The 22,377-nt window shown below is 60.5% G+C and carries 15 protein-coding genes; 8 read left to right on the plus strand and 7 right to left on the minus strand.

What is annotated here, in order from left to right; all coding sequences use genetic code 11:
* Positions 1-605 precede the first annotated feature (605 nt).
* Together KI787_13650 and KI787_13655 are read left to right on the plus strand one after the other, a co-directional pair.
* Entirely contained in the window at positions 606-2,600 is a 1,995-nt protein-coding gene (locus KI787_13650; protein MBV6630994.1) for a TonB-dependent receptor, read from the plus strand.
* Positions 2,601-2,632: 32 nt separating this feature from the next.
* A complete protein-coding gene (locus tag KI787_13655; GenBank protein ID MBV6630995.1) occupies positions 2,633-3,859 on the plus strand; it encodes an HmuY family protein in 1,227 nt (408 codons plus the stop codon).
* Between the two features lie 82 nt (positions 3,860-3,941).
* Here the strand turns inward: KI787_13655 and KI787_13660 are convergent, their stop codons facing one another.
* Together KI787_13660 and KI787_13665 are read right to left on the minus strand one after the other, a co-directional pair.
* Positions 3,942-4,862 (minus strand): M14 family metallocarboxypeptidase, encoded by a 921-nt coding sequence (locus KI787_13660; protein ID MBV6630996.1) that lies wholly within the window; start codon positions 4,860-4,862, stop codon positions 3,942-3,944.
* Positions 4,863-4,968: 106 nt separating this feature from the next.
* A complete protein-coding gene (locus KI787_13665; GenBank protein ID MBV6630997.1) occupies positions 4,969-5,886 on the minus strand; it encodes a fatty acid desaturase in 918 nt (305 codons plus the stop codon).
* 190 nt (positions 5,887-6,076) lie between these two features.
* Here KI787_13665 and KI787_13670 point away from each other — a divergent pair, with 190 nt between their 5' ends.
* From KI787_13670 to KI787_13685, 4 genes are all read left to right on the plus strand, one after another.
* Positions 6,077-7,090: an AraC family transcriptional regulator gene (locus tag KI787_13670; protein ID MBV6630998.1), complete on the plus strand. Its 1,014-nt coding sequence runs from the start codon at positions 6,077-6,079 to the stop codon at positions 7,088-7,090.
* A gap of 164 nt (positions 7,091-7,254) precedes the next feature.
* Positions 7,255-10,167: a hypothetical protein gene (locus KI787_13675; protein ID MBV6630999.1), complete on the plus strand. Its 2,913-nt coding sequence runs from the start codon at positions 7,255-7,257 to the stop codon at positions 10,165-10,167.
* Entirely contained in the window at positions 10,164-11,429 is a 1,266-nt protein-coding gene (locus KI787_13680; protein ID MBV6631000.1) for a serine hydrolase, read from the plus strand. Before KI787_13675 ends, KI787_13680 begins: the two co-directional genes overlap by 4 nt.
* Positions 11,419-12,705 (plus strand): ATP translocase, encoded by a 1,287-nt coding sequence (locus KI787_13685; GenBank protein ID MBV6631001.1) that lies wholly within the window; start codon positions 11,419-11,421, stop codon positions 12,703-12,705. The genes KI787_13680 and KI787_13685 overlap by 11 nt, the downstream gene beginning before the upstream one ends.
* Positions 12,706-12,753: 48 nt before the next feature.
* Here the strand turns inward: KI787_13685 and KI787_13690 are convergent, their stop codons facing one another.
* A complete protein-coding gene (locus KI787_13690; GenBank protein MBV6631002.1) occupies positions 12,754-14,133 on the minus strand; it encodes a serine hydrolase in 1,380 nt (459 codons plus the stop codon).
* A 203-nt stretch (positions 14,134-14,336) separates the two neighbouring features.
* Here KI787_13690 and KI787_13695 point away from each other — a divergent pair, with 203 nt between their 5' ends.
* Entirely contained in the window at positions 14,337-15,161 is an 825-nt protein-coding gene (locus KI787_13695; protein MBV6631003.1) for an SDR family NAD(P)-dependent oxidoreductase, read from the plus strand.
* Between the two features lie 641 nt (positions 15,162-15,802).
* Here the strand turns inward: KI787_13695 and KI787_13700 are convergent.
* The 3 genes from KI787_13700 to KI787_13710 form a co-directional block, all read right to left on the minus strand.
* Positions 15,803-17,224 (minus strand): DUF839 domain-containing protein, encoded by a 1,422-nt coding sequence (locus KI787_13700; protein MBV6631004.1) that lies wholly within the window; start codon positions 17,222-17,224, stop codon positions 15,803-15,805.
* A gap of 193 nt (positions 17,225-17,417) precedes the next feature.
* Complete coding sequence (locus KI787_13705) at positions 17,418-19,277, minus strand: DUF4105 domain-containing protein (protein MBV6631005.1); 1,860 nt, start codon at positions 19,275-19,277, stop codon at positions 17,418-17,420.
* Between the two features lie 101 nt (positions 19,278-19,378).
* Positions 19,379-19,855, minus strand: coding sequence for a DUF3015 domain-containing protein (locus tag KI787_13710; GenBank protein MBV6631006.1), 477 nt, complete (start codon positions 19,853-19,855; stop codon positions 19,379-19,381).
* A 200-nt stretch (positions 19,856-20,055) separates the two neighbouring features.
* Between KI787_13710 and KI787_13715 the strand changes: the two genes are divergently transcribed.
* Positions 20,056-21,288, plus strand: coding sequence for an MFS transporter (locus KI787_13715; GenBank protein ID MBV6631007.1), 1,233 nt, complete (start codon positions 20,056-20,058; stop codon positions 21,286-21,288).
* A 27-nt stretch (positions 21,289-21,315) separates the two neighbouring features.
* Here the strand turns inward: KI787_13715 and KI787_13720 are convergent, their stop codons facing one another.
* Positions 21,316-22,332: a hypothetical protein gene (locus KI787_13720; GenBank protein MBV6631008.1), complete on the minus strand. Its 1,017-nt coding sequence runs from the start codon at positions 22,330-22,332 to the stop codon at positions 21,316-21,318.
* Positions 22,333-22,377 lie beyond the last annotated feature (45 nt).

Genomic DNA, 22,377 nt, shown 5'->3' on the forward strand with positions numbered 1-22,377 from the left:
CGCGATACGCATTCCATCGCGGTGAGGTCAGAACTACCTGGGCGAATACCGTGTCTGGTCTCGAAAACCACCCACTTTCAAGCAGGTACTTCGATGCGCCTGTTGCGTTGGTAGCGGCATGTTGGGCCATTGGAGCCGCTGTCCTTCGCGCCGCTGCGCGGTACCCTCCGGCGTCTTGTGCTTGATGTGGCCGGCTTGACGCGACGTCGTGTCGCGGCAAGCCTCAATCGGCCGTCCGTGGCCAATTGACCACAGTCGCTGCAAGCCGCCTGCGGCGCTCCGGAACGCGACCCCAACGGCCCAACATGCCGCCGGCCTACGAGCCGAGCACCGATATCCCGTCCGTCATTGCCGGATGTGGCGCGAGCGCGATTCCCGGCCTAGGGCGAGCAGGGCACCCACAGCCAGGTGCGGCAAACCCACCCAAGGGCCCGCTAAACCGCTAAGAACCATTCTTCGCATGCGCTGTTAAAGGTCTCGCCCAGGCACAGTAGGCTTGGCTCATTGACATGCGAATGAGAACGGTTACTATTGGCAACACCATTTGCTGATAGGTGCGGTAGGTCGCAGGACGCGACTCGTTGCGAATGTTTGTGCTGAAGAGAATGTCTCGGGGCTGGAATGCCCACTCTCTGCTGATTGCCTTAAGCAGCCTGGCTGGTGCTGCCTACTCCGGGCTGGCCATGGCGGCTACCGAACTCGATCCTGTGGTGGTCACCGCCACCCGTACCGAGCGTACGGCCGCCGATGCGCCGGTTCGCATCGAGGTGGTGAGCAGTGCGGAGCTGGAGCGCACCCATGCACGCACGCTCAAGGAGGCGCTGGAAGATGTGCCGGGACTGCAACTGCGGCCGATTCACGGCAAGGCCGGTTTCGAGGCTTCCCTGCAGGGCTTGAGCGGTGAGCAGGTGCTGGTGCTCATCGATGGTTTGCCGCTGACCGCCACCACAGGGTCGACCGTGGATCTGAGCCAGATTGCCCTGGCTGACGTGGAGCGGGTGGAAGTCGTCAAAGGGGCTATGTCGGCTCAATACGGCAGTGCGGCCATGGGCGGGGTCATCAACGTGATTACCCGCGACATCGATACTGCGTTGATGGCCGAAACCCGTTTCGACGGTGGCAGTTATGGCAACCAAAACCCGTCTGGCGAACAGGCCGAGCCGGCCAACCGGCATGGCCGCTTTAGGGTGCAGGGCGGTATGGGCGATTGGCGGCTGCGTTTGGCCGCCGATAGCCGCAATTCGGCGGGCATCGATCCGGAGCCTGAAACATGGGCCCGTCCCGGCGATGCCATTCGCCGACGTCAGCTCAATCTGCGTAGCCAATGGTTGCCCGATGCTCAACGCTCCGCTTATGTGGATTTGAGTCAGTTTCGTGAGTCGGTCTCCAGCCGCTATGTCTTCAGCCTACCGGGCCGCGAAGTGCCCCAGGAACGCACGGAAGAGGTGGAGCGGTTACGCATCAGCGGTGGCGGGCGGTGGCAATTGCCCCGCGGTTATCGCTTGCGCCTGGATGCGCTCACTGAAGAGCTGCGCATCGATACCCTTAAAAATGCCCAGAACCAGAGCTTTGATGACCGCGATGCCGATCTGGGGCTCACTCAGGCCACCTTGCTGTTGGACATGCCCGAGTTTGGCAACCATCTGGTGCAGTGGGGACTGACCTATCACGCCGAAGATCTGGCTCAGGCGCTGGACGGGGTAAGCGAGCTGCGAAGCGCCGAGGGCGTCAGCCGGGTGAGCCAAGAGATCTTCGTGCAGGACGACTGGCAGCTCGGCGGCGGCTGGGAATTGCTACTCGGCGCGCGCCACCAACAAGACTCCGATTTTGGCGGCTTCACCGCGCCCAAGCTCAACCTGCGCGGCCATTTGCTGGAGCGCCCCGGTCTGCGCGGCACGCTACGTATGGGCTGGGCCCAGGGTTATCGCGTGCCCAACCTCAAGGAGCGCAACTTCCGCTTCGACCACAGCGCGCTGGGCTATGTGGTGGTGGGCAATGCCAATCTGCAGCCCGAAACATCCAATAGCTGGCAGTTGGGTTGGCGCATGGACTGGCATGGCGGCCACTGGCTGGACCTGAATTTGTTCCAGAACCAACTTCAAGACCTCATCCAGGTGGATAGCACCAATGCGCCGGTGGTGAACGGCATCCAGCAATTCACTTACGAAAACATCAGCCGCGCCAGCACCGAGGGTGTAGAAGTCGCAGCCTACTGGCAGGCCGGCTACTGGCTGGGCATCAGTGCGGCCTGGACGGCCATGCAGACCCGCGATGAGGACAGCGGCCAAGCACTGACCCGACGGCCCGATCACCAGGCCCGACTCGGTGCGGACTGGCAGCCCACACCCAAGCTGCAGGTGGTCACCCGGCTGCGCTACCAAAGCGATGAATTAATTGCGGCCCAAAGCGGCGAACGCTCCCCGGCCTGGACCGTGCTGGATGCCAGCCTGAACTACGACTGGTCCGATTCTTTGCGCCTGTTGGCTGGGGTGAACAACCTGTTGGACGCCCAGCGCGACTTCAATGATCCCTTCGATTTCGGCCCCATTGCCGGTCGTTTTGCCTATGTGGGCCTGCGTTACCTCTGGCAGGCCCCGTGATCTTCCTTGCTTTCCCGATCAGGAGTAATTGCATGAATTTCTCTTCCCTTCATCTCGCTGCGGCGACGCTGGCCCTGCTTCTCGCCGCGTGTGGTGGTGGCTCCGGCTCTGAGGGTTCCAGTAGCGCGGATACCGACTCCTCTACACCGGATAGCAGTGCGCCAGACACCACCAAGGCCTGCGCAGCCGCCGATAGCAATGGGGTGATTGCCTGCACCATTGACGCCACCTCTTTCACGGATTTTGCCTATCTGGACCTCGATGCCGCAGAGCTGGTCAGCACCGATGACCTGGACGCTGCGGAGGCGCCGCGCTGGGACTTGGGCCTGCGCCGCTTCGGCGTGATTCTCAACGGTGGGGCCTCCGGCGCTGGCGCGGTGGGTGGGGCCGTGCTGGATAGCCAGGACAGCTTCTACGATGCCGAAGGGGCGCCCAATGTGAGCGTGTTTACCAACAGCACCGCCGCCAGCGAATACGAGCATCTGTTGGCAGACTTCACCCTGCCCGATCGTTTGACCCTGGATAGCGTGGTTACGGCTTTTGACGTAGCCGTAGATGACAGCGGCCCCATTTGGGACTACGGCTGGTATCGCTTCGACCCGGCCAGCGGCACCATTACCCAGAACGATGCCAATGGCTGGCTGCTGCGCTCCAATACCGGGAATAGCTACGCCCGCATGCGGGTCACGGCTCTGGATTTCCCTACCCGCCAGGGGCAGGGCGTGCGCGACTTCAGTATTGCCCTGGATGTGCAGCCCGCAGGGACGGAGCAATTCAGCAATAGCACCGCCTTTAGCGGCAGCATTCCGCCCGAGGGTGGCGCGCGCTGCTTCGATTTCGATGCCGGGGTGGATGTGGATTGCACCAATCCCGAGTGGGATCTGCGCTTGGCCTTCGAGGGCCGCAGTTTCTCCCTGCGCACCAATAGCGGACCCAGTGGCGAGGGGCAGGCAGCCGCCTTTGGGCCCTTCACCTGGCAGGAACTCTCCAGCTACACCAGCGCCACCATCGATGCCAACGGCGGCAGCTTGGCCAACTTGTACCGGGCCGATAGCACCGGCGGCGTCTTCGATGACCAGCCCTGGTATGAGTACAACCTGCAAAACCGTCGCCAGCTCTGGCCCAACTATCGGGTGTACCTGATTCGCGGCGGGGAGGAGGCGACGCCTTATGCGCTGCAGATCATCGACTACTACAACGCAGCAGGCGACACCAGCGGCTTTGTCACCCTGCGTTATCGCCCGCTACCCAGCTCCTAAGTTGCGCTCAGCGCCGGATCGTTTCGCTGGCCCGGTCGGATCGCCGCAAGGCCCCGGCCGGGTTGGCACCAATGCGAAGGGATCAATCCGGATGCGCCAAGGCGTAATCGATGGCCGCACAAACGGCGGCCGCTTGGGCTTTGTTGCACTCGGCTGGCGTCGTTCGCGGGCTGTCCGGATACACCTCGGTGGTGCTGCGATAGGGCGCTGGGGTCACGCCTGCACAGAGCCCGGCGCGCTCCACGGGATACTCGATCAAGCCCTCGCTGACGATGGGATCACCAATCAGGCGGCCTTGCTCGTCGGCTGGGGCGATATGCGTCACCTGGGATACGGCGTCGATGATGGCGGCATTGAAGGCGCGTTGTGGCTGCTCGCTATCCCCCACCAGATAAAAGCCGTCCGGAATAGTGCCGGGTTCGAAGGTGCTGCCATCGCGTGCGGCTAGCGCCGGCCGGAATTCTTCTTCATCGGAGTTGGTGGTTTCGTGCAGATCCAAGTGCACCAGGACTTGTTCCCGGTGCGGCATCACCAAGTCCACCAAAGCCGCAGACTCCTGCGCGGCGCGATTTCCAAAGCTGCGGTTCGGGTCCACCGCATAGGGGTTCCAGCGCTGAATGCGTTCATAGCCCCAAGGGCTCACGCAGGGCGCAATGAGCAGGTTGATTTGTCCGGCATAGTTCGCGGCGTACTGCGCCGCAAACAACAGGGCCCCTTGTACTCCGCTGGTTTCATAGCCATGAACGCCGCCGGTAACCAGAACCACAGGTCGATCCTCTGCCCAGTCCAGGCTGCGCAGGGCATAGAGTGGATACCGCTCGGGGTCGATGTCCAGCTGTCCATATTGATGCACGGCGTAGTCTTGGCGCAGGTCTTCGATGCGTCTGAGGACCTCATCGGCATAACTGCGTTGAACTTTCTGAGCCTTCGCCCAGGCTGCTTTGTCGGCCGGGCCCCAGGGGGTTCCCGGGGTGCCAATGGAGTAAGGGTGGTGTCTGTTCATGCGCCCATTGTCGCAAACCTTGGGCGCTACCAAGGCCATCTTCGCCGAGGGGGCTGGTGGTTATGCAGCGCTCAAGCTGCGGGTCTGGCCACCAAAGGCGGCGTGCTCAGGGCTGCGTGGCGGGGGTGTCTGTGGCTGCGGGAATGGGTTGCCGGCTGAAGATGCCGATCATGGGAGTGCCATGGGCGCGCATCGTCGGCTCAATGTCCCGGTGCAGGGCGTGATACCGATAAAAGGGCACACGCGGAAACAGGTGATGAATGGAGTGCAGATTTTGCCCCAGCCACAGCCATTCCAGCGGCTTCAGCCATGTGGGCACCAACATGCTGTTGGTGTTTTGATAGCGCGCGGCCGTTTTGTAGGGCAGGTGGGGTCTGTAGGCAAACCAATAGGCGGTGAAGGTGGCGCCGATGAGGTAGCCAATGACGATCAGGGCCACAGAGCCCGGCTGGCTAACTCCGGCGACAAAGGCCACACGCCAGCCCAGGGAAATCGTGAGTTCCAGCGCATAGATTGTGCGGTCCAGAGTGCTGGCAGATCCCCAGTGATGGCGTGGGAAAAAGCTGTTCTGTACCCACAAGAACTGCAGGATGGTTTTCAGAAAACTCCACGGTCCTCCGCCCATACCTTGGACGATGAAATCTGGGTCTTTCCCGGGTTGGTTGGTATGCCGGTGGTGGGTGAAATGCTCCAGCTTGTGTGAGGCATAAGGCACCATAATCCAGGGCGCCATGGCCATACCGCAAGCCGCATTCAGCCAGCGCAGACCGTCGCGGTCACCATGGATATTTCCATGCGCGGCCTCATGCAATGGCGTGTAAGACATGTAGGTGAGCAAGGCATAGACCGGCAGCGCCAGCCATACATTGATCCAACCCATGGCAAAGCTTCCCAGCGTTCCGAGAATGGCGGCAAGAATGAGCAGGGTGAAGGCGACCGTGCCCCAGGCAGGCTCGCCCATGTAAGCTTTAGCCGCTTGGATGGCTTCGCGGTGTAAACGGTGTAAGTCGGCGTCGTGATCCATGGGCGAGGCTCAATTGATGTCTTCCTGAGGGTTAATCTAGCGCTTTGGCGACTCCCTGGGCAGGGCATTTGGGGCCGTTGATGCCGCATTTTCGGCCAGTGCCTGGCGCCGCAGTGGGGCCGGTGTTTGCAGGCCGATGCCATTCATCCCAGCGGGCGATGCTGCCCGCAGCGCCAACACAGGAGACGTGATGACCCCATCCGCGCCGGTTCTTCACCCTTGGGCCATTGCTCAAGTGATGGTGAACTTTGCCGCCAAACACGGTGTTGGCATGCAGCGCTGTTTGGAGCAGACCGGCATCGACCCCGCGCAGATTGGCAGTGAATACCTCATTCAAAGAGCCCAAGAGCTGCGCCTTATTCGGAATATCATCGCCGCCTTGCCCGACCACCCTGCCTTGGGCTTTGAGCTGGGATTGCAATACAGCATGTCGACCTTTGGCCTGTGGGGTTTCGCCTTGCGGACCAGCCAAACCTTGCGTCAAGCCGTAGAGACGGCACTGCGCTACCTGCCATTGAGCACGGCGTATTGCGATTTCAGCATTGCATACAAGCCCCAAGAGGTCTGCTTGCTAGTCGATGCTGGGAAGGTGCCTGAGGATGTGCGTCCGTTTTTGCTCGAACGCGATATGGCCACCGCCTCCTGCCTGTTGCAGGAGCTCAGCCTGAGCGGCATCCACCTCAAAGCTTTGCGCTTCGCAGGACCAGCGCCGACCTATGCCGCCCGTTTGGCCGAGTTAAGTGAGGTGCAGCCAGAGTTTGGTAGCGATGCCAACGCGCTGGTCTTGCACCCACAAGATTTGGAGCTACCGCTGCCCATGTACGATGCGGCTTTGGTGCGAATGTTTGAGGACCAATGTCGGGCCCAACTGCAGCGCCGCCAGCCCGCCGGCCTGGAGGGCAAGGTGCGCCATTTGCTGCTGGGGCCCTTGGGGCTGGTGTCTACCCTGGAAGATGTGGCGCAGGCGCTGGCCATGTCGCCGCGTAATCTGCGCCGCAAATTGGATGAGGCCGGTACCAGTTTCCGGGCCATTGCTGATCAAGAGCGCCGGCTCCTGGCCCAGAGTTTGCTCCGCACGACCGATATGACCCTGGACGAAATCGCCCTGCAGTTGGGGTATACCGATACCGCGAGTTTCAGCCGTGCCTGTCGGCGCTGGTTTTCCCAGTCGGCCGGAGAGTATCGCCAGCAACACAGCCTTTGACCTGCAACAAATTTCAGGCAATCTGGTCGGCGAACCTTCGCCAAGCGTCGCCTGGGCGCTTGCGCATCAATTACCCTGGCTTAGGATGCAGGATGGAGAATCGAGTGGTCGCACAGCGACCTGAGCAGACGCAGTGCCGTCCAGCTGGCAGCGCGAGCCTAGCGTTGCGGCTCCTTGTCTCGCTGGGTGTGGCCTTGGCGCTGCTTCCCGGAACGACGTGGGCTGCAGAGCCAGCAGATCAGCAAACACAAACCCTTCTCACCAGCTGGAAGCAGGCCGAGCGCGGTCCCTTTGTGGGGGTGCGCTGGTACTGCGCCGATGGGTCCGTGCGTATGCCACGACCCTACGCCTGCGAAGAAGTGGGAGGAGGTCGCCAACACGGGCTCTGGTTGCAGTCAGCGCAGAATTTGCGTGAGAACGGATACTGGATCGCCAACATCCTGGCGGCGATTCCACCGCAGCAGTTAGCGGCACAGACGGATGCCGGGCTGGATGTGCTGACCTCGGTTTTGATCGAACGCTATCTCATGGCGCGCGATGACGGCTGGATTTGGCGCCAAGCCCGCTATTTCCGCGGCGTGCTGCAAGATGACGATGAGCGCCAAGCTGCGCGGACAGCCTTGCTGCGCATGCTGGCCGATGATCAGCCGCGTAAAGCCCGGTTGGCGCTGATTCGTGAGGCCGCGCGGCAGCTTCCCATAGAGGGCGCGAGCGCGCCCCTGCAACGGATTAGAACGCTATCCAACCAGCTGGCCGAGCAAGTGCCGGCTTTGGCGCCGCTGCGCAATAAAATCCACACGCGTTTGCAGCCTGAAGATGCTCAGGCTGTACGTCGGGCGCAGGCATTGACCGATCAACCCGAGGTACAAACGGAGCTGGAGAATTTGGCGCGGAGCATCGACGCCTTATTTAGCTCTGCAGAGCTGCCCCAAAAGCTGCGTCAGTTCGCTCGCTACAACCCTCCTGTGACTGATGCACTGCAAACGGCGGCTGATGTACTAGCCTCCAGTGCACCGGCGTCGGTGGCTGATCTGCGCAGGCTGGCCTGGGCGCAAACGCGGTTGTTGCACCTCATCGCAGGGGATGGTCAGCCTGCAGGGCGCTTAGAAGCCGTGCAGCTAAGCCTGGCCTTGGAAGAGAGAATCTTTGCGTTGGGGCAGCGTTGGCTGGAGGCTCAGTCACGCCCACAACGCGCGGAACTGGTGGACTGGCTGGATTACAACCTGCGCGCCTTGTTCGGTGCAGCCTTTATTACCGAAACCGAGTATGACGCCGCGGCCAAGGCTATACGCCAACTCAAGCAATCGGCTTTGATGGTAGAAGATTATCGCCAGGCCCTGTCGACCTTGGAGCGAGTGCCGCAGTGGGCGCGCCGTCGCTATGTGTTGTTCTTCGGCCCCATGCAGAACACATTGAGTGCCATCGAGCCTATGGCTGCGGACTTTGTCACGGACCGTCTGCGCGCCAGCCCTGTGTTGGTCCACAGCCGCATGATGGATTGGCTGCAACGAGATCTGGCCCTGGAGCTTGGGTTGGAGCATCGCATTCTTGGCGAGCCCTTGGCCTCCGGTCTCCAAGTGCTCAACCCCGGTGTGGCACAGGGCATGCTGCGAGGTACGCAGGAGCTGCAGTTAGCTCAGGATCGGCCACAAATTGCTTTGGTCGAAGAAACGGTCGCGGATCTTCCCAGCGTTGCTGGCATCATCACAGCGGATGCTGGCAATGCCTTATCCCATGTACAACTCCTCGCCCAGAACCTGGGTATTCCAAATGTCGTGGCGAGTGGGCCGGCCTTAGAGCGGCTGCAAAAGGCGCGACAGCAAGAGTTGTTCATGGCCGCCAGCCCCGGCGGAGTCGTGCACATACTCGGCAAAACGCCTGAGCTGGCCGTGGCGGAACAAGCGGGTGCGGCAGGACCTAGCCCCTTGCAGCCAAACCTCGCCAAGCTGGAATTGGATCTTCCTGCGGGTCGATCGGGTTTCATTGGCTTGAGTGATTTGACCTTGGCGGATTCCGGGCGCCGGGTGGGCCCCAAGGCGGCCAAGTTAGGGGAGTTGGCGCAGCGCTTTCCCGGGACGGTCTCGCCGGGGCTGGCGATTCCTTTTGCCTGGTTTGCCCGTATGTTGGAGCAGCCCCGGCAAGGTCAAGCTGGCCCATTTCGGGATTGGTTGGCGCAGCGCTATGCCCAGTGGCAGGCCATGCCTGCAGGCGAGGCGCGCCGTGCCCTGTTGCAGCAAACCTTGCAAGCTGCGCAGGAGCATATGCAAACGGCGCCCTTTCCTGCTGGGTTTCAAGAAGGGTTGCGCGCAGCGATGGTCAGGCAATTTGGCGCGCTAGGAGAGTTTGGTGTCTTCGTGCGCAGTGATACCAATATTGAGGACCTGCCCAATTTCTCCGGGGCAGGACTGAATAAGACGGTTCCTCATGTGGTGGGCTGGGAGCCGACCTTGGCAGCGATTCGCAGTGTCTGGGCCTCGGTGTTCAGTGAACGTTCTTGGGGTTGGCGCCAAGCCATGATTCCTGACCCCATGAATGTATATGCCGCTGTGCTGCTCCATCAAAGTGTGGATGTCGGCGCCTCGGGCGTGCTGATTACCCAAGGCTCACCATCCCGTGCCCCCTTCCCGCTCAAGCTGACGATGAATGAAGGGCCAGGTGGTGGCGTGTCCGGGCAGTCTGCCGAGAGTTGGGAGTTACAGAAGGGCGGTCAGGCGCAATTTTTGCAATCCGCCACCGAGCCCTATCGTTACGCTCTCAAAGAACAGGGTGGGGTCCGTCAGCAGCGGGTCAAAAATATTGGTCTGCTACTCAATTCTGCCCGCCAACAACGTTTGCTCAAGCTGGTGGAACAGATTGCACAGTGCTGTACGGATTTGCTCGATGATGGCGCTGAGGTTCAGCCTGCGGATGTGGAGTTCGGCTTTAGCGGCAATAACCTGGTGTTGTTCCAAATTCGGCCTTTAGTCCAGAACCGTGACGCCACTAGCAACGCATACCTTCAGGCGCTAGATCAGCCCATGGCGGAGTTCGCTCGGCGCCGCATTGCTATGCAGCAGCCCGTGAGTGTGGAGTTATGAAATGGTGCGCCTTGCTACTGGGCGTGTGGGCTGGGTTCGTTTCAGCGTATCCCTTGGATGGCTATGAGCGCACCGGTATTCGACGCCTGGATTTCTACGCGCGCGGACATAGCGGAGAGATTGCCAACGTGCGTCGCCAGCACCCGGGGGCGCTGTTACCGCTAGACCAAGTTCAAATACCTCCAGCTGGCACCTTTGCCCACAGCTTTCCGCAGGCCATGGATACATCGCTGCGGGACGAGATTCGTTCTGCCCTGGGTGTTCATGCCGACAGCTATGCCTTGCATCTGGTGGACTTGAGTGATGCCAAGCAGATCGAGGTTGTGGACTGGCATGCTGAGCGCTTAGGCAATGTTGGCAGTGTAGGCAAGCTGTTGGTGGCCTTGGCAGTTCTGCACCAACTCCAGCAGTGGTGGCCAGAGCCCGAGCAGCGCTTGGAGATTCTGCGAAATACGCAGGTAGTGGCGAGTAGCATTGCCACGCCAGACCACCACAAGGTGCCGATTTGGCAGCCTACGGAACAAGAGCTGCAATACCGTCCGCTACAACCTGGCGATCAAGCCAGTCTCTTTGAGTATTTGGACTGGATGATCAGTGCAAGCTCCAATGCCGCCGCTTCAGTGCTAATGCAGCAAGTCATCTTGCTGGCCCACATGCAGCGTGACTACGCCGCGTCGTCAGCGCGGCGGGAGCGCGTCTGGGCGGAGCTAAATAAAGTGCAGCGAGGCGAGGTTTTGGCTGAAGCGATGGACCGGGCGGTAGTCGCAGCGGGTTTGGACCCTGAGCAATTACGCCAGGGCAGCTTGCTCACGCGTCAAGGTAAGGCGCAGGTGGCCAGCCGGCAGAGCTACGCCAGCCCACTGGCTTTGAATCAGATGCTGTATCGGATGCTGCAAGGGAAATTATTGGATCGCTTCAGTAGTCATGAGATGCTGCGGCTGATGTACCAAACGCAGCGGCGCATCCGCTACGCCTCGCATCCGGTACTCACCGACTCAGCCGTATACTTTAAGTCGGGTTCTTTATACAGCTGTAAACCTGAAGAGGGTTTTAGCTGTGGTCCTTATCGAGGCAACCGCATCAACTTATTGACCTCAACGATTCTGGTGCAGTACCCCGCGGATGAGCCGCAAGTTCAGTACCTGGTCAGTGTGCGCTCAAACGTACTGAGGGTTAATTCCGCAGTGGCGCACCAGCGCTTGGCGGGCGCCATTCATCGTCTCATGCTGCAAAAGCACGGAGTAGTACAGGGTGCCGAGTAGAGCTCACGGGCAGCAAAGCAAGGCGGCGCGGAATGTCGCGGCACTTCGGGCAGTCGGCCTAACTGGGTCGTTTTTCTTGGTGATGCTGGCCTACTATCAGGTCAAACCCGCAAGTCGGTCGTTGTTTCTCGAGCATCTTTCGGCCCAGGCCTTGCCGTATTTATGGATTGCCTCGGCGCTGATGATTGGCCTGCTCATGCCCCTGTATCAGCGCTGCATCCAAAAAATTCCCCGCGTACAGCTGGTGGTGAGCAGCATTGTTCTCAGCCAGGCTGGTTTGGTGTGGTTTTGGTATCAGCTGGATAGTGCCGGGCCGGTGACGGCAGTTGCTTTCGCGATATTCACCGACATCATGAGCGTGGTTTTAGTGGAGCAGGTGTGGAGCCTAGCCAATTCCAGTTTCGTGCTAGCTGAAGGCCGGCGCTGGTATGGCTTAGTAGCCAGTGGGGGCTTGCTGGGTGGGATGGTGAGTGGTGGACTGGGCTCGGTGTTGCTTAGCCGCTTCGATCTGCCAACCTCGGATTTGCTAATGGTGGCCGTTCTGATACTGGTCGTTCTGGCCGTCGTCACTATTGTTTTCTCGCGCGTGGGCTTGTTCGTAGAGCGCCAGGGCTATCGCGCTCTGCCGGTGGGCAGCATGCACTCCTTCAAGCAAATGTTGGCTCAGCCGTATTTGCTTGGAATTGCCGGAATATTACTCACTGCGCAATTAATCGCCCCGGTTATCGAGTATCAGTTCCTCTCCATCGTCGAAGTGAACTACCCCGATCGAGACCCGAGAACAGCGTACTTAGCCGGATTTTTTGCGCTGCTTTCAGCCTGCGCTTTGGCCACCAACTTAGTTGTTGTTCCGGTGATATTGCGCCAGTTCGGCACGCTGGGAGGCTTGCTAGTGCAGCCGCTGCTGGTCTTGCTCTCTAGCTTGGCCTTTATGGTGGTGAGCAGCTTGCCGGTGGCAGCGCTTATGAAAATCAGCGACCGGGGTCTGTCTTACTCCATCAACCGCGTGTCCAGGGAGTTGCTCTATGTGCCGGTGGATGGCGAACTGATCTACAAAGCTAAGGCTTGGATCGATATGTTTGGCTACCGCCTGTTCCGTATCCTGGGGTCGCTGCTGATCAAGATCTGTACGGTATGGCTGCCCTGGTCGCTGGAACTAGAAGAGCTGAGCTGGATCACCGTGGTGACGGTCGCCTTGTGGGTGTACTTAATTGCTCGTATCGCCCAAACCCGGCTGGGTCGTCTAGCCAATTACAACCGCGCGGCTCCGGCTTAGCCTTCGATTTGGGCGAACAGTCGCTCGGGTGTCTTTGACGGGGCTTTGTTACTCGGCGCTGGCCACATCCACAGAAGCAGCTGCTAAGGGGTGGTGGATGATGCTATCCATGGACACGATTAAGTCGCTGAGCCAGCGACTACCCTGAGCCGATTGGGCCAGCGCCACGGCAATGTAGCGTCGACCATCACGCTCGACCAAAGCCGCATCCGAGTGATAGTTCCGCCAGGTCCCAGATTTGCGAAAAATGCGTGACTCTGGAGCGGCCTGCCGCAAGCCTTTGACGAACTTGTGAGCAATGGCAGGTTTGCCCATGGTGCGTTTGATGGCAGCCGAAAGCTCGGTGGAGACCAATTGCCCGGTTTCCATCAGGTATAAAAATCGAGCAACTTGGATGGGTGTGGCGCCATGCGAGATGCCGTGTAACGGATCGCGCTTCCAGGCTGGACCTTTGGAATAGGGTTTTCCGACCCAGAGCCCACCATTGTATTCAGGATCATAAAGGCCATAGCGAAGCAGCGTATCGGCCAGATAATCCGGGCCCACCTTTTCGTACACGGCGGTGGCCGCAGCGTTGGATGAGCTGCGAATCATCTTGGTTAAGGTGGCTTGGGTTTGCGGGTCGTAATCCAGTTCACCGTCTGCCACTTTCTGCATGGCACCAAGCAAAATGCCAATTTTCGGCAGGCTGGCGGCATACATCATTTGGTCGCCATTCAAGGCGGCCATTTGCGGCGCCGCAGGCTCCGTGATGTCGACCAGCGCCACCGCCAGTTGTTGCTTGCTCACGGCTCGGCTTAGGCCAAGGTTGGCAATTTCGTGTTCAAGCTGCTCTTGCAAGCGTTGGCTCTGACATTGACGCAGCTCAGGGAAGACGACTGCGGCAGGCTCTTCTTCAGCGTGGAAACTGGGAGCATTGGCTGCGGCATGGCTCGCTGGGCCGGCCGCCAAACCAGGTGCCGCTTGCATGGCCAGAGCCGTACCCATGGCTGCGGCCCACAGACGTTTCTGCATACGCAATTTGTCGTTCAGTGCCTGCTGGCTAATGGCACCCTGAGCAACCAACTCTTCGCCTAGATGGCGCTTACTTCGCTTTTGGGCGGTCAGTGCCTGTTGCAATTGGGTTTGGGTGATTTGCCCGGTGGATACTAGGAGCTGACCGAGCTGTAGTCCACAGCGACGGCGCAACAATGGCGCTGGAGCAACCATGCGGAAAAACTCGCGGGCCGTTTGCTGAAGTTCTCTGAGGCGAGCCTGCAGGGTCAGTGTCAAGCGTTGTTCTTCCCGGTTCAGTAAGCCGCGTCGGCGCAGAATATCGCCCAAGGGTTTGGATAGGCGGGGTTGATGACGCAGAGCGTTATCCACATCGTAGTCGTGAACGAAGCCACCACGGACCAACATTTCTCCAAGTTTGCTTGCATCGCTCACTGCACACCTCCAACCCGTTACGCGAAAAAGCGGACAAAGCGCCGGGTCTTAAGCCAAGGTTCTGACATTAAAGTGTCATTAACGCAGTGTGACCTTTTTCAGGGGTTTGTCAAGCGTACAATCGGACGCAACGACAACACCGCGCTGCCTGCAAAGCCCTCGTGCCTACGGGGGGCAGCCGTATTGATGGAGGAGAACACGACGTGGATCTTAAAGATAAGGTGGTGGTGATTACCGGGGCATCGGCCGGAGTCGGTGCTAGCGTGGCCAGAGTCTGCGTGAGGGAGGGTGCCAAAGTTGTTCTTGCGGCGCGCGGTGAGCAGGGCTTATTGCAGCTGGCACAAGAACTGGACGCGTCTGATCAGGTGCAGACGGTGGCCTGTGATGTGAGCTTAGCGGCAGGTCGCCAGCGGCTTGTGGATCAAGCTGTTGCACGGTTTGGGCGCATCGATGCGCTGGTGAATAACGCCGGTGTGAACCATCGTGGGCCGCTGCATACGCTAAGTGCGGAGCAGATGGCGGCGGTGATTGAGCTGAATCTGCTGGCCCCAATGCAGCTCACCCACGCCGTATTGCCGGCCATGCGTGAGCGCGGGCATGGAGCCATCGTGAATGTGGCCTCCTTGGCCGGGCGGGTGCCGGTTCCCGATGAAGCCAGTTATTCCGCCAGCAAATTCGGCCTGCGGGCCTTTAGCCAAGCCCTGGCCGAAGAGTCCCGCGGCAGTGGAGTGACGGTGAGTGTGGTCTCGCCCGGGCCCATTGCTACTGGCTTCATTCTCACGGATCCCGAGCAGGTACCAGACCTGGTGTTTTCCCAGCCCATGTCCACACCCGAGGCGGTGGCTCAGGCGGTGGTGGACTGTTTGCGTGATGGGCAGGTGGAGCGCATGGTGCCGGCGAGCTCAGCCGCGCTCACGCATTTGGCGTACACGGTGCCCAGTGTGTTTCGTCGTTTGCGCCCGCTGTTCGAGCGCAAGGGGGCCAAGGCCAAGCAGCCCTACGTGGAGGCGGCCCGGTCGCGGTCCTGATTGGTGCTGGCGCTGCCACGCGGGCTGAGGCGAGTTGGCCCGCTGGGGGCGCATTTGCCCTCGCGCCGCAGGCAGGTGGCGCGGCTGTGGTCAATCGGCCATAGGCGCCCGATTGCCGGCACTCCTCAGATATCGTGCATATGCCGCGGGTTCTGTGCTCAGGCGGCGGGCCGCCTTACTTCGCTGGCGGATTTCTTCAGCAATCGCTTAATCGTGTGCAGTAGAAAACTCACGACTAAGGCCTGAGTATGGCGCTTGGTGGGTGAGTAGTGCCGGGGCTAGCAGCTCTACGAATCAGGCGTGTGACTGCGTTGAGGCCGCTGTTCTTCGCGCCGCTTCGCGGTGCCCTCCGTCACCAGCTGCTTGGTGCGGTCGGCTTGACGAGACATCCTGTCTCGGCAAGCCTCAATCGGCCGTCCGTGGCCGATTGTCCGCAGTCACAGCTGGCGTCTCCGGCGCTACGGCCAACTGCGGCCACAACGCAGTCACACGCCTTTGGCGTATCAGCCACTCTTGAGCAGTGTTCTACAGTGCTTAAGCAAACGCCCCGCTATTGCAGGGCGTTTGCCGTCATCTCTTCCTGACGCAGAAGGGGCAGTTGGCTGGAGGCAACTTCGCCCGATGCACGGAGGCTGGCGAAGCTAGGCGCGAAACTCTTCCGGAATGGTCAACTCATAGGTCACCCCGGTGCCTTGGCCAGGAGCGCCGGCAACGAAGTTGGCCAGGTTTTGCAGTCCGGGCAGGATGGGGCCGCGCTGCGAGCTGAAGTACAGTCTAGAGCCATCTGGCGAGAAGGCAGGTCCGCAAATTTCCGAGCCTTCATGGCGGACTTCGACCAGGGTTTTGGCCGGCTCGTTGGGGATGACCACCATGATGCGAATAGCCCGACCGGACTCCGTGAGGTCCTCGGCCACCAGCACATCACCAGCCGGGCTGACGGTGAGGTTGTCCACGTCATTGAAGGCTGGCGTGATTTGCTCGTTATCGAAGATCAACTCAATCAGGTCGTTCTCCACGTCGTAGGCAAAGACGCGGTTGTCTGACTTGGTGGTGAAGAAGGCGATGCCGCGGGTGGGCTTGCTACCGCCAGGCGGAACGCTTTGGACTTCTTCAGGGAGTTCATAGAACCACAGGCCTTCGCCGCCCCGGAAGCGGGTGCCGGGTACGCTGTCACCGGCGCCAGCCAAAGCGGAGCGCACTTCCACCTGCGGCTGATCCGGGCTGACCACATCCACCCAAGTCACGCGCCGCAGTTGGCGAATATCGGCCACGTCCTCGGGATAGCCACCGTCTTCGAAGCCTTCGATGTTCATCACCTGCAGGCGACCGTTCTCCAAGGCCAGACGTTGGCTGGACTCAGACCAGTCGCTGGCATCGGCCACCCAGCGGTAGAAGCGCCCATCGCCGGTATCCTCAGTTTGGTAGACCACCTTGTTACGCAGATCGACGGCAGCGGCTTCGTGCTTGAAGGTGCCCAGAGAGGGCTTGGCCACGCCACCAACAACGCCGTAAGGGTCGGTTTCCCAAGTCAGCCCGGTGTCAATTTCTTCGCAGGACAGCCAGGTGTTCCAGGGCGTGCTGCCACCGGCACAGTTGGTGCTGGTGTTGGTCAGAATCGGGTAGGCATCGACGACGGTGCCGTCCGGATCAAAGACCAGTGCACCCACGCCGCCGATACCGGGGATTTCCGAGTTGGAGGTGTAAATCCAGCCGCCGTTTTCCCGCGGGTAGCAGGCGCCACCATCGGGGAAAGCATGCCAAGGATAAAGGCTGCCCACCGCCGGAGGTAGTCCATGGCGAGCCACGGCGCGGACGCTAAAACCTTCTGGTACCGCAATACCCTCGATGAGATCGGGCTCACCCAGCGGGCCAATGTTGGCCAGCGGGCCGGTGGGAATGAACAGCTCGCCACCCATGGCGGGGTTGGGGCTGCCTTCGCGCAGTCCTGCGCCTGACTGACCACCCTGACAGGCTTGTAACAGCGGCAGACTGGCCGCTGCGCCACCAGATAACAATAAGCCGCGCAGCAGGCTGCGCCGGCTGGTATCGATATTCAATGACATGGGGGTTCTCCTGTGATCACGCACAAAATGGGGGAGCGCGCACTCCAATGGCGTTATATCGTACGCATCGGATGTGTCATCTCTATGAAATCTCTTTGTGTCTAGTAGATGCCTTGCTCGCAGCCGAAGGCGGCGCCGTGGGTATGCCCTGACCGCGAGCGGTCAGGCGGGCAGTTGGGCCAGAGCGGGGGGCTTAGTCGAAAAAGTGCTGCCAGCCCAACCAGTATTCCGGCACCGTCTGTCCTTGTGGGCCGGCCTGGGTCAGGTTGAGCCGAAGACTGTGCTGGCGGCCGAGATGCCAGGTTGCCCGTAGCGTGGCTTCTTGCTCGGTCAGGCCAGTACTCTCCCAGCGCTGGGTGGCGCGCAGGAGTAAATGCGTATTGGAGCCGTGGTAGAGCAGCCCCAAGTCGGGGCCCAGCCCCAGATGCGGGTCGCGGTCCATATGCCAGGGGGCATCGACGCGGGCCTGGAGTAGGGCGAAGCTCTGCCAACGGCGCCCCCAGAACCAGCTACCGCCGCCGCCTCCGCTGAGGTGCCAATCCAAATCCTGAGCTAGGGTGAAGGGGGCTCGCTCCAGCCCAAAGCGCACGCCCCAGCTCCAGGGGCTGAAAAAGGCGTCACGCGGGGTGAGGCTAAGGATGTTCACCAGATCCAGTTGCTGCAGTTGCAGCTGATCCTGAGCCCAGCGCAGGCGCATGGCGCCGATATTGATCTGAGCGCCACGCAAGAAGCCGTGCGCATTGTCATCCAGATCATGAAAGGACCAACGCAGCCCCAGTTCGGAAAAGCCCTGGCCATCGCGTTCACCCAGCCGCAAACTGAGTTGGCGGCTGTGGTGGGATTCTTCGGGGGCGCCAGGGCGCGGAGGGTCTGCTGGCTGCGTAGCCACGCCAGCATTGATGGCCCGCAGCAGTCGGTGACTGCGGGCGGCGACGGCGGGCTGTAATGCCGCTTTGCTGTTGTTGAACCGCAAGTATTCGTAGGCGGTATCAATGATTACAGCTTGTTGCTCTGCGGGCAGTGACTGAAAGTCGGGGTGGTCTAGCAGGCTGGTATCGGCGGCCAGCTTTTTGACCCAGGGTTGCTGCTCTGGTGGCAGTGCCGCCAGCCTCGCCTCCAGCCGAGTGCCGCGCGCCGGCCTGTAGTCCTGGCGGGTGATAAGCCCCGCCTCGCCCACGGCGCGGATGGTGTCGATGGGGATGGCCGTCCAGCGAAAGTCTTCGGTGAGCTCTAAACCCGGACGGGCAATCTCCAGCATCTCTAACACCCGGTAGGAGCAGTTCTTATCGAAGAAGTAGTAATCGAAGGCAATGTCTTTGAGTTCCCACAGGTGGCGCACCATTCGCGTGGTCTCTACCGGGCTGAGATCCAGCGGGTACTCCCAAACATCGCGATTCTCGATGCCGTTGTACTCCTGGATTTTCTCAAAGTAGGGGCTGACGATGAACCGTCCCGGATAGCCCCCGGTCAAGCCCTTCCAGGCATACAGCATGGAATTGTCTTGTTGGGTGATATCGGCGCCGAAGCTCACCGAGAAGCTCAGCCAATCGCTCCAGCCCGGATCAGCCGGTGGGTCCAGACGCAGCAGCGTATGACCAAACATGGAAGAGGGGCTGTTTAAGTGATACGCCGGGAATACCAGCGTCACGCGGGTCGGTCGAACCATAGCCTGCCACTCGGCCAACAGCTCGCACACTTCCAAAGGGTTGGCGGTCGTGGACCAATCCAGGCGTGATTGCAAAAAAGCACGGCGGGCCGGGAACCGACACAGAGGGTGCTGCTCGGTGTAGGGGCCGGGCTGGCTCAGAGCCCAGAGGGTCGCGGCCAGTTCGGCAGCCGGCTGGGCTGCTTCGCTGAGCCAGAAATTGGCGTCGCGGACCTCAGAGTGGCGCTGGTCGGCAGGCCAGTGCAAAAGCTGACGCCATTGCGGGTCATCGGCCAATTGCAGGTCGCGGGCCTGCTCGAGGGCAGAGAGCAGATCAGCCTGAGCGGCGGTGCAGCAACCCAGATACAGCGTCAGCGCCAGCAGATGGCGCAGCAAGACAGATGGCATCAAGACATCTCAGGAGCAAGACAAAAAACAGCCCGGAGCAGGGCGAGCCGTGTCCGGGCTGAGTGGCGGATCTGCGACCCGCCGGGCATACCAAGCTGTGCTTAGGCGGCGTAGGCAGCCAAACGCTGGTCTTCGGCCATCACGGCATACAGAGCCGCGATGACGCTATCCACGTCGGTATCAGCAGAGGGGAAGATGCGCTCGAAGTTTTGATGCGTGACCTGCGCGAAATGAGCGCGATCTTCGGCAGCAACGCCCAGCACCGCGGCGACTGCGTTCAGAGCATCGCCTTCACCACGGGCTACGTCTTCGGTCAGCTCGCCCATCAGGGAGCTGATCATTTCCTTGCCGCCGTAGGTCAGGCGACCGTCGGTGGAACAGCCATTGGTTCCGGAGGTCATGCCGAAGGTGGCATTACCCGAGGTGCCATTGGTCAGCGAAGCGCCCAGATGCGGGATCAATCCCGACTGGCCCTGGAACACCATGTTCCCCCAACCACAATTCGGGCCACCTGGTGCCTCGGCCATAGCCATGCCAGATGCAGCCAGCAAGACGCCACCGATCAGTACTTTTTTCATGTATTCCCCCTAGTAAGAAGATGGTTCGCTTGATCAATGAGCGATCAAGCTGACCTGATCCTACGGGAAAAATACCCCCCTGCAAAGACGTTTTGATGTGGCAATTAACGGGCCGAGTCAGCGTTTGCGGGAGCTCATCGCCAGCGGGCCCGAGCGGGGAGCCGATGCATACTGCATCAACCCCGCTTAGTATTCGTCCCATGATTTCCGTGCTGGTTCCTGTTTCCGCATTACTCATGGGCGCAGCTTTGTTGCTGGGCGGTGTTGGTATTTTGAATACCGTACTCGCCCTGCGCGGTAGCGCTGAGGGTTTTAGCGACTCGGTCATCGGTTTGGTGCTGTCGGCTTATTTCGCCGGGTTTTTACTGGGCACCTGGCTGGGGCCGAAGATCATTAACCGGGTGGGGCATATCCGTGCTTTTGCCTTGTTCTCCGCTGTTGCGTCCAGCGCCACCTTGCTGCATGTGTTGCTTATCGATGCCTGGGCCTGGGCCATCTTGCGGGTGCTGACCGGCGTGGCCATGGTTGGGCTTTACGCGGTCATCGAAAGCTGGATGAGCGTGGTGGCGCCGCGCGATCAGCGCGGCACCGTTTTTGCCAGTTATATGGTGGTGAACTTCAGTGCCTTGGCCGCATCTCAAGGCGCTTTGATTTGGCTGCCCACAGAGGGTTTCGCCATTTTCTCCCTGGCGGCTATCTTGATTACTTTGGCCCTGACACCGGTGGTGCTCACTGGTCTGGCACAACCAGCCCTAGGACCGGACACACGTTTTGGCGCGACGCGCCTGCTGAAGATCGCACCTTTGGCAGCCGTTGGTGCCTTGCTATCGGGTGTCGCGACTTCAGCAGTATGGGGCATGGTGCCCTTGATGCTGGGCAAGCTGGGGCAAGCACCGTCCGCCATTGGTCCACTGATGATTGTGATCATCATGTCAGGTGCTTTGGCCCAGATCCCTGTCGGCCATCTGGGCGATCGTGTGGACCGCCGCTGGGTGCTGCTGGGCTTGAGTTTGGTGGCGACCGTGGCGGGTGTGCTGATCTACCTCAGCATAGCGGCTGGGATGGATGTGGCTTGGTTGTTACCAGGTTTGGCTCTGCTGGGTGCAAGTGGATTTTGCGTATACCCGGCCTGTGTAGCCCTGTGTAATGACCACTTGCGTCCGGAAGAGATCGTCGCTGCCGCATCTAGTTTGCTGCTTTTTCACGGCGGCGGCGCTGTGCTTGGTCCCATTATCGCGGGCGCTATGATGCAGTGGTCCGGGCCGCAAGGGCTAGGCCTTTACTTTGCTCTGTCCTGGGGCACTTTGGGGGCATATGCTGCGTGGCGTTCCGCCGTTGCAAGGCGGCCCAAGCAGCAACGCAGCGGCTTTGCCTGGATGCTCCGCACCACACCGGTGGTGCTGGAAATGCTCGAAGACGATATCGACGCTTGAGTTAATCCCTGTTGCTGGCAATCAACCTCAGCGTCCCCAAACGCCTTCGATTTCCAAGCTCAGGTCCGCCCTGCACACATCTCCCTGAAGGGTCATGAGCGGCAGGCTGCCTGGAGCCTGGGCCTGCAGACATTGGCGTGCGGTAGCCGCTGGAACTTGAGGTGTGAGGTACAGGCGCAAGGACTGCAGCTGCAATGAGGCTGCGCACTGGGAGCGAAGGGTTTGCAGGTTGATTTGCGTATCCTTGAGCTGCGCTTGCCAATCCCCAGCATGAGTGGAGCGATGGCCGACTACGCTAGAGGTCCCGGAAACCAACAAAGGCACTTGGTCGAAGTCGTCGCTCCGTAAATGTCGGGCGCGGGCAAAGGAGGGACTATGCTGACCGTACTGGCGTGGGTAACAAAAGGCACTGACCTGACGCGGGTTTTCTAAAGCTACGGTTGCCGCACGTCCGGCGATAAAGTGCAGGACCAAGTCGCCCGTGTCGCTACCAATGACGGTGGCCGCGGGATACGCGCTGAGGGGAAGTTGTTGGCGCTGGAACTCGGCGTAGCGGCCGCTGACAAAGCGGCGATAGGCCTCAGCATCGCCTACCCCAGCATGAATATCGGGAAAGTAGTGCCACACCCGCCAGAGTGTCCAGCCAGGGCGCTGATGCAGCCAGCCAAATAAGCGTGCATAAGCCTCTTGCGCCAGAGAATATAAGTCGGTGTTGGTCGACATCGCCAAGCGCAGCTCGCCCATGGCCAGTTCGCTATGTTCGCGCCAACACATCCCGGCTTCGTCGGCAGCGTGTTGCAGCGGACGATCGGTGGCCCAGATCTCCACTTGCGGCTCAGGGTCTAGATGCCGCAAGGGGATCTCCCAGCTTTGCTGCTCAGGCTGCCCAAAACCCTGGGGTACGAAGCGCGCCAAATGGTGCTCCCCGCAGTCGCTAGCCAGCGTCTTCAGTGGACGTGTGTAAGTGGAGAGCAGGGCAGGCATGGTGAGGTTTGAGCTGGCCAGGCCCCAAGCCAGGGCCACGGAGATAGTTTTGGGGCGCAAGTCTAACAGGCCAGCAGAGCTTGGCCCGAGGCCGTTGCCATTCTT

Origin of the sequence: Oceanococcus sp. HetDA_MAG_MS8, from assembly GCA_019192445.1 — a bacterium.
In the GTDB taxonomy this organism is placed as follows: Bacteria; Pseudomonadota; Gammaproteobacteria; order Nevskiales; family Oceanococcaceae; genus MS8.

Bases quoted from the DNA above. Each gene is read 5' to 3' on its own strand.
- KI787_13705 (MBV6631005.1), bottom strand. From the start codon at position 19,277: ATGCCATCTGTCTTGCTGCGCCATCTGCTGGCGCTGACGCTGTATCTG.
- KI787_13650 (MBV6630994.1), top strand. From the start codon at position 606: ATGTCTCGGGGCTGGAATGCCCACTCTCTGCTGATTGCCTTAAGCAGC.
- KI787_13670 (MBV6630998.1), top strand. From the start codon at position 6,077: ATGACCCCATCCGCGCCGGTTCTTCACCCTTGGGCCATTGCTCAAGTG.
- KI787_13655 (MBV6630995.1), top strand. From the start codon at position 2,633: ATGAATTTCTCTTCCCTTCATCTCGCTGCGGCGACGCTGGCCCTGCTT.
- KI787_13680 (MBV6631000.1), top strand. From the start codon at position 10,164: ATGAAATGGTGCGCCTTGCTACTGGGCGTGTGGGCTGGGTTCGTTTCA.
- KI787_13660 (MBV6630996.1), bottom strand. From the start codon at position 4,862: ATGAACAGACACCACCCTTACTCCATTGGCACCCCGGGAACCCCCTGG.
- KI787_13665 (MBV6630997.1), bottom strand. From the start codon at position 5,886: ATGGATCACGACGCCGACTTACACCGTTTACACCGCGAAGCCATCCAA.
- KI787_13715 (MBV6631007.1), top strand. From the start codon at position 20,056: ATGATTTCCGTGCTGGTTCCTGTTTCCGCATTACTCATGGGCGCAGCT.
- KI787_13700 (MBV6631004.1), bottom strand. From the start codon at position 17,224: ATGTCATTGAATATCGATACCAGCCGGCGCAGCCTGCTGCGCGGCTTA.
- KI787_13710 (MBV6631006.1), bottom strand. From the start codon at position 19,855: ATGAAAAAAGTACTGATCGGTGGCGTCTTGCTGGCTGCATCTGGCATG.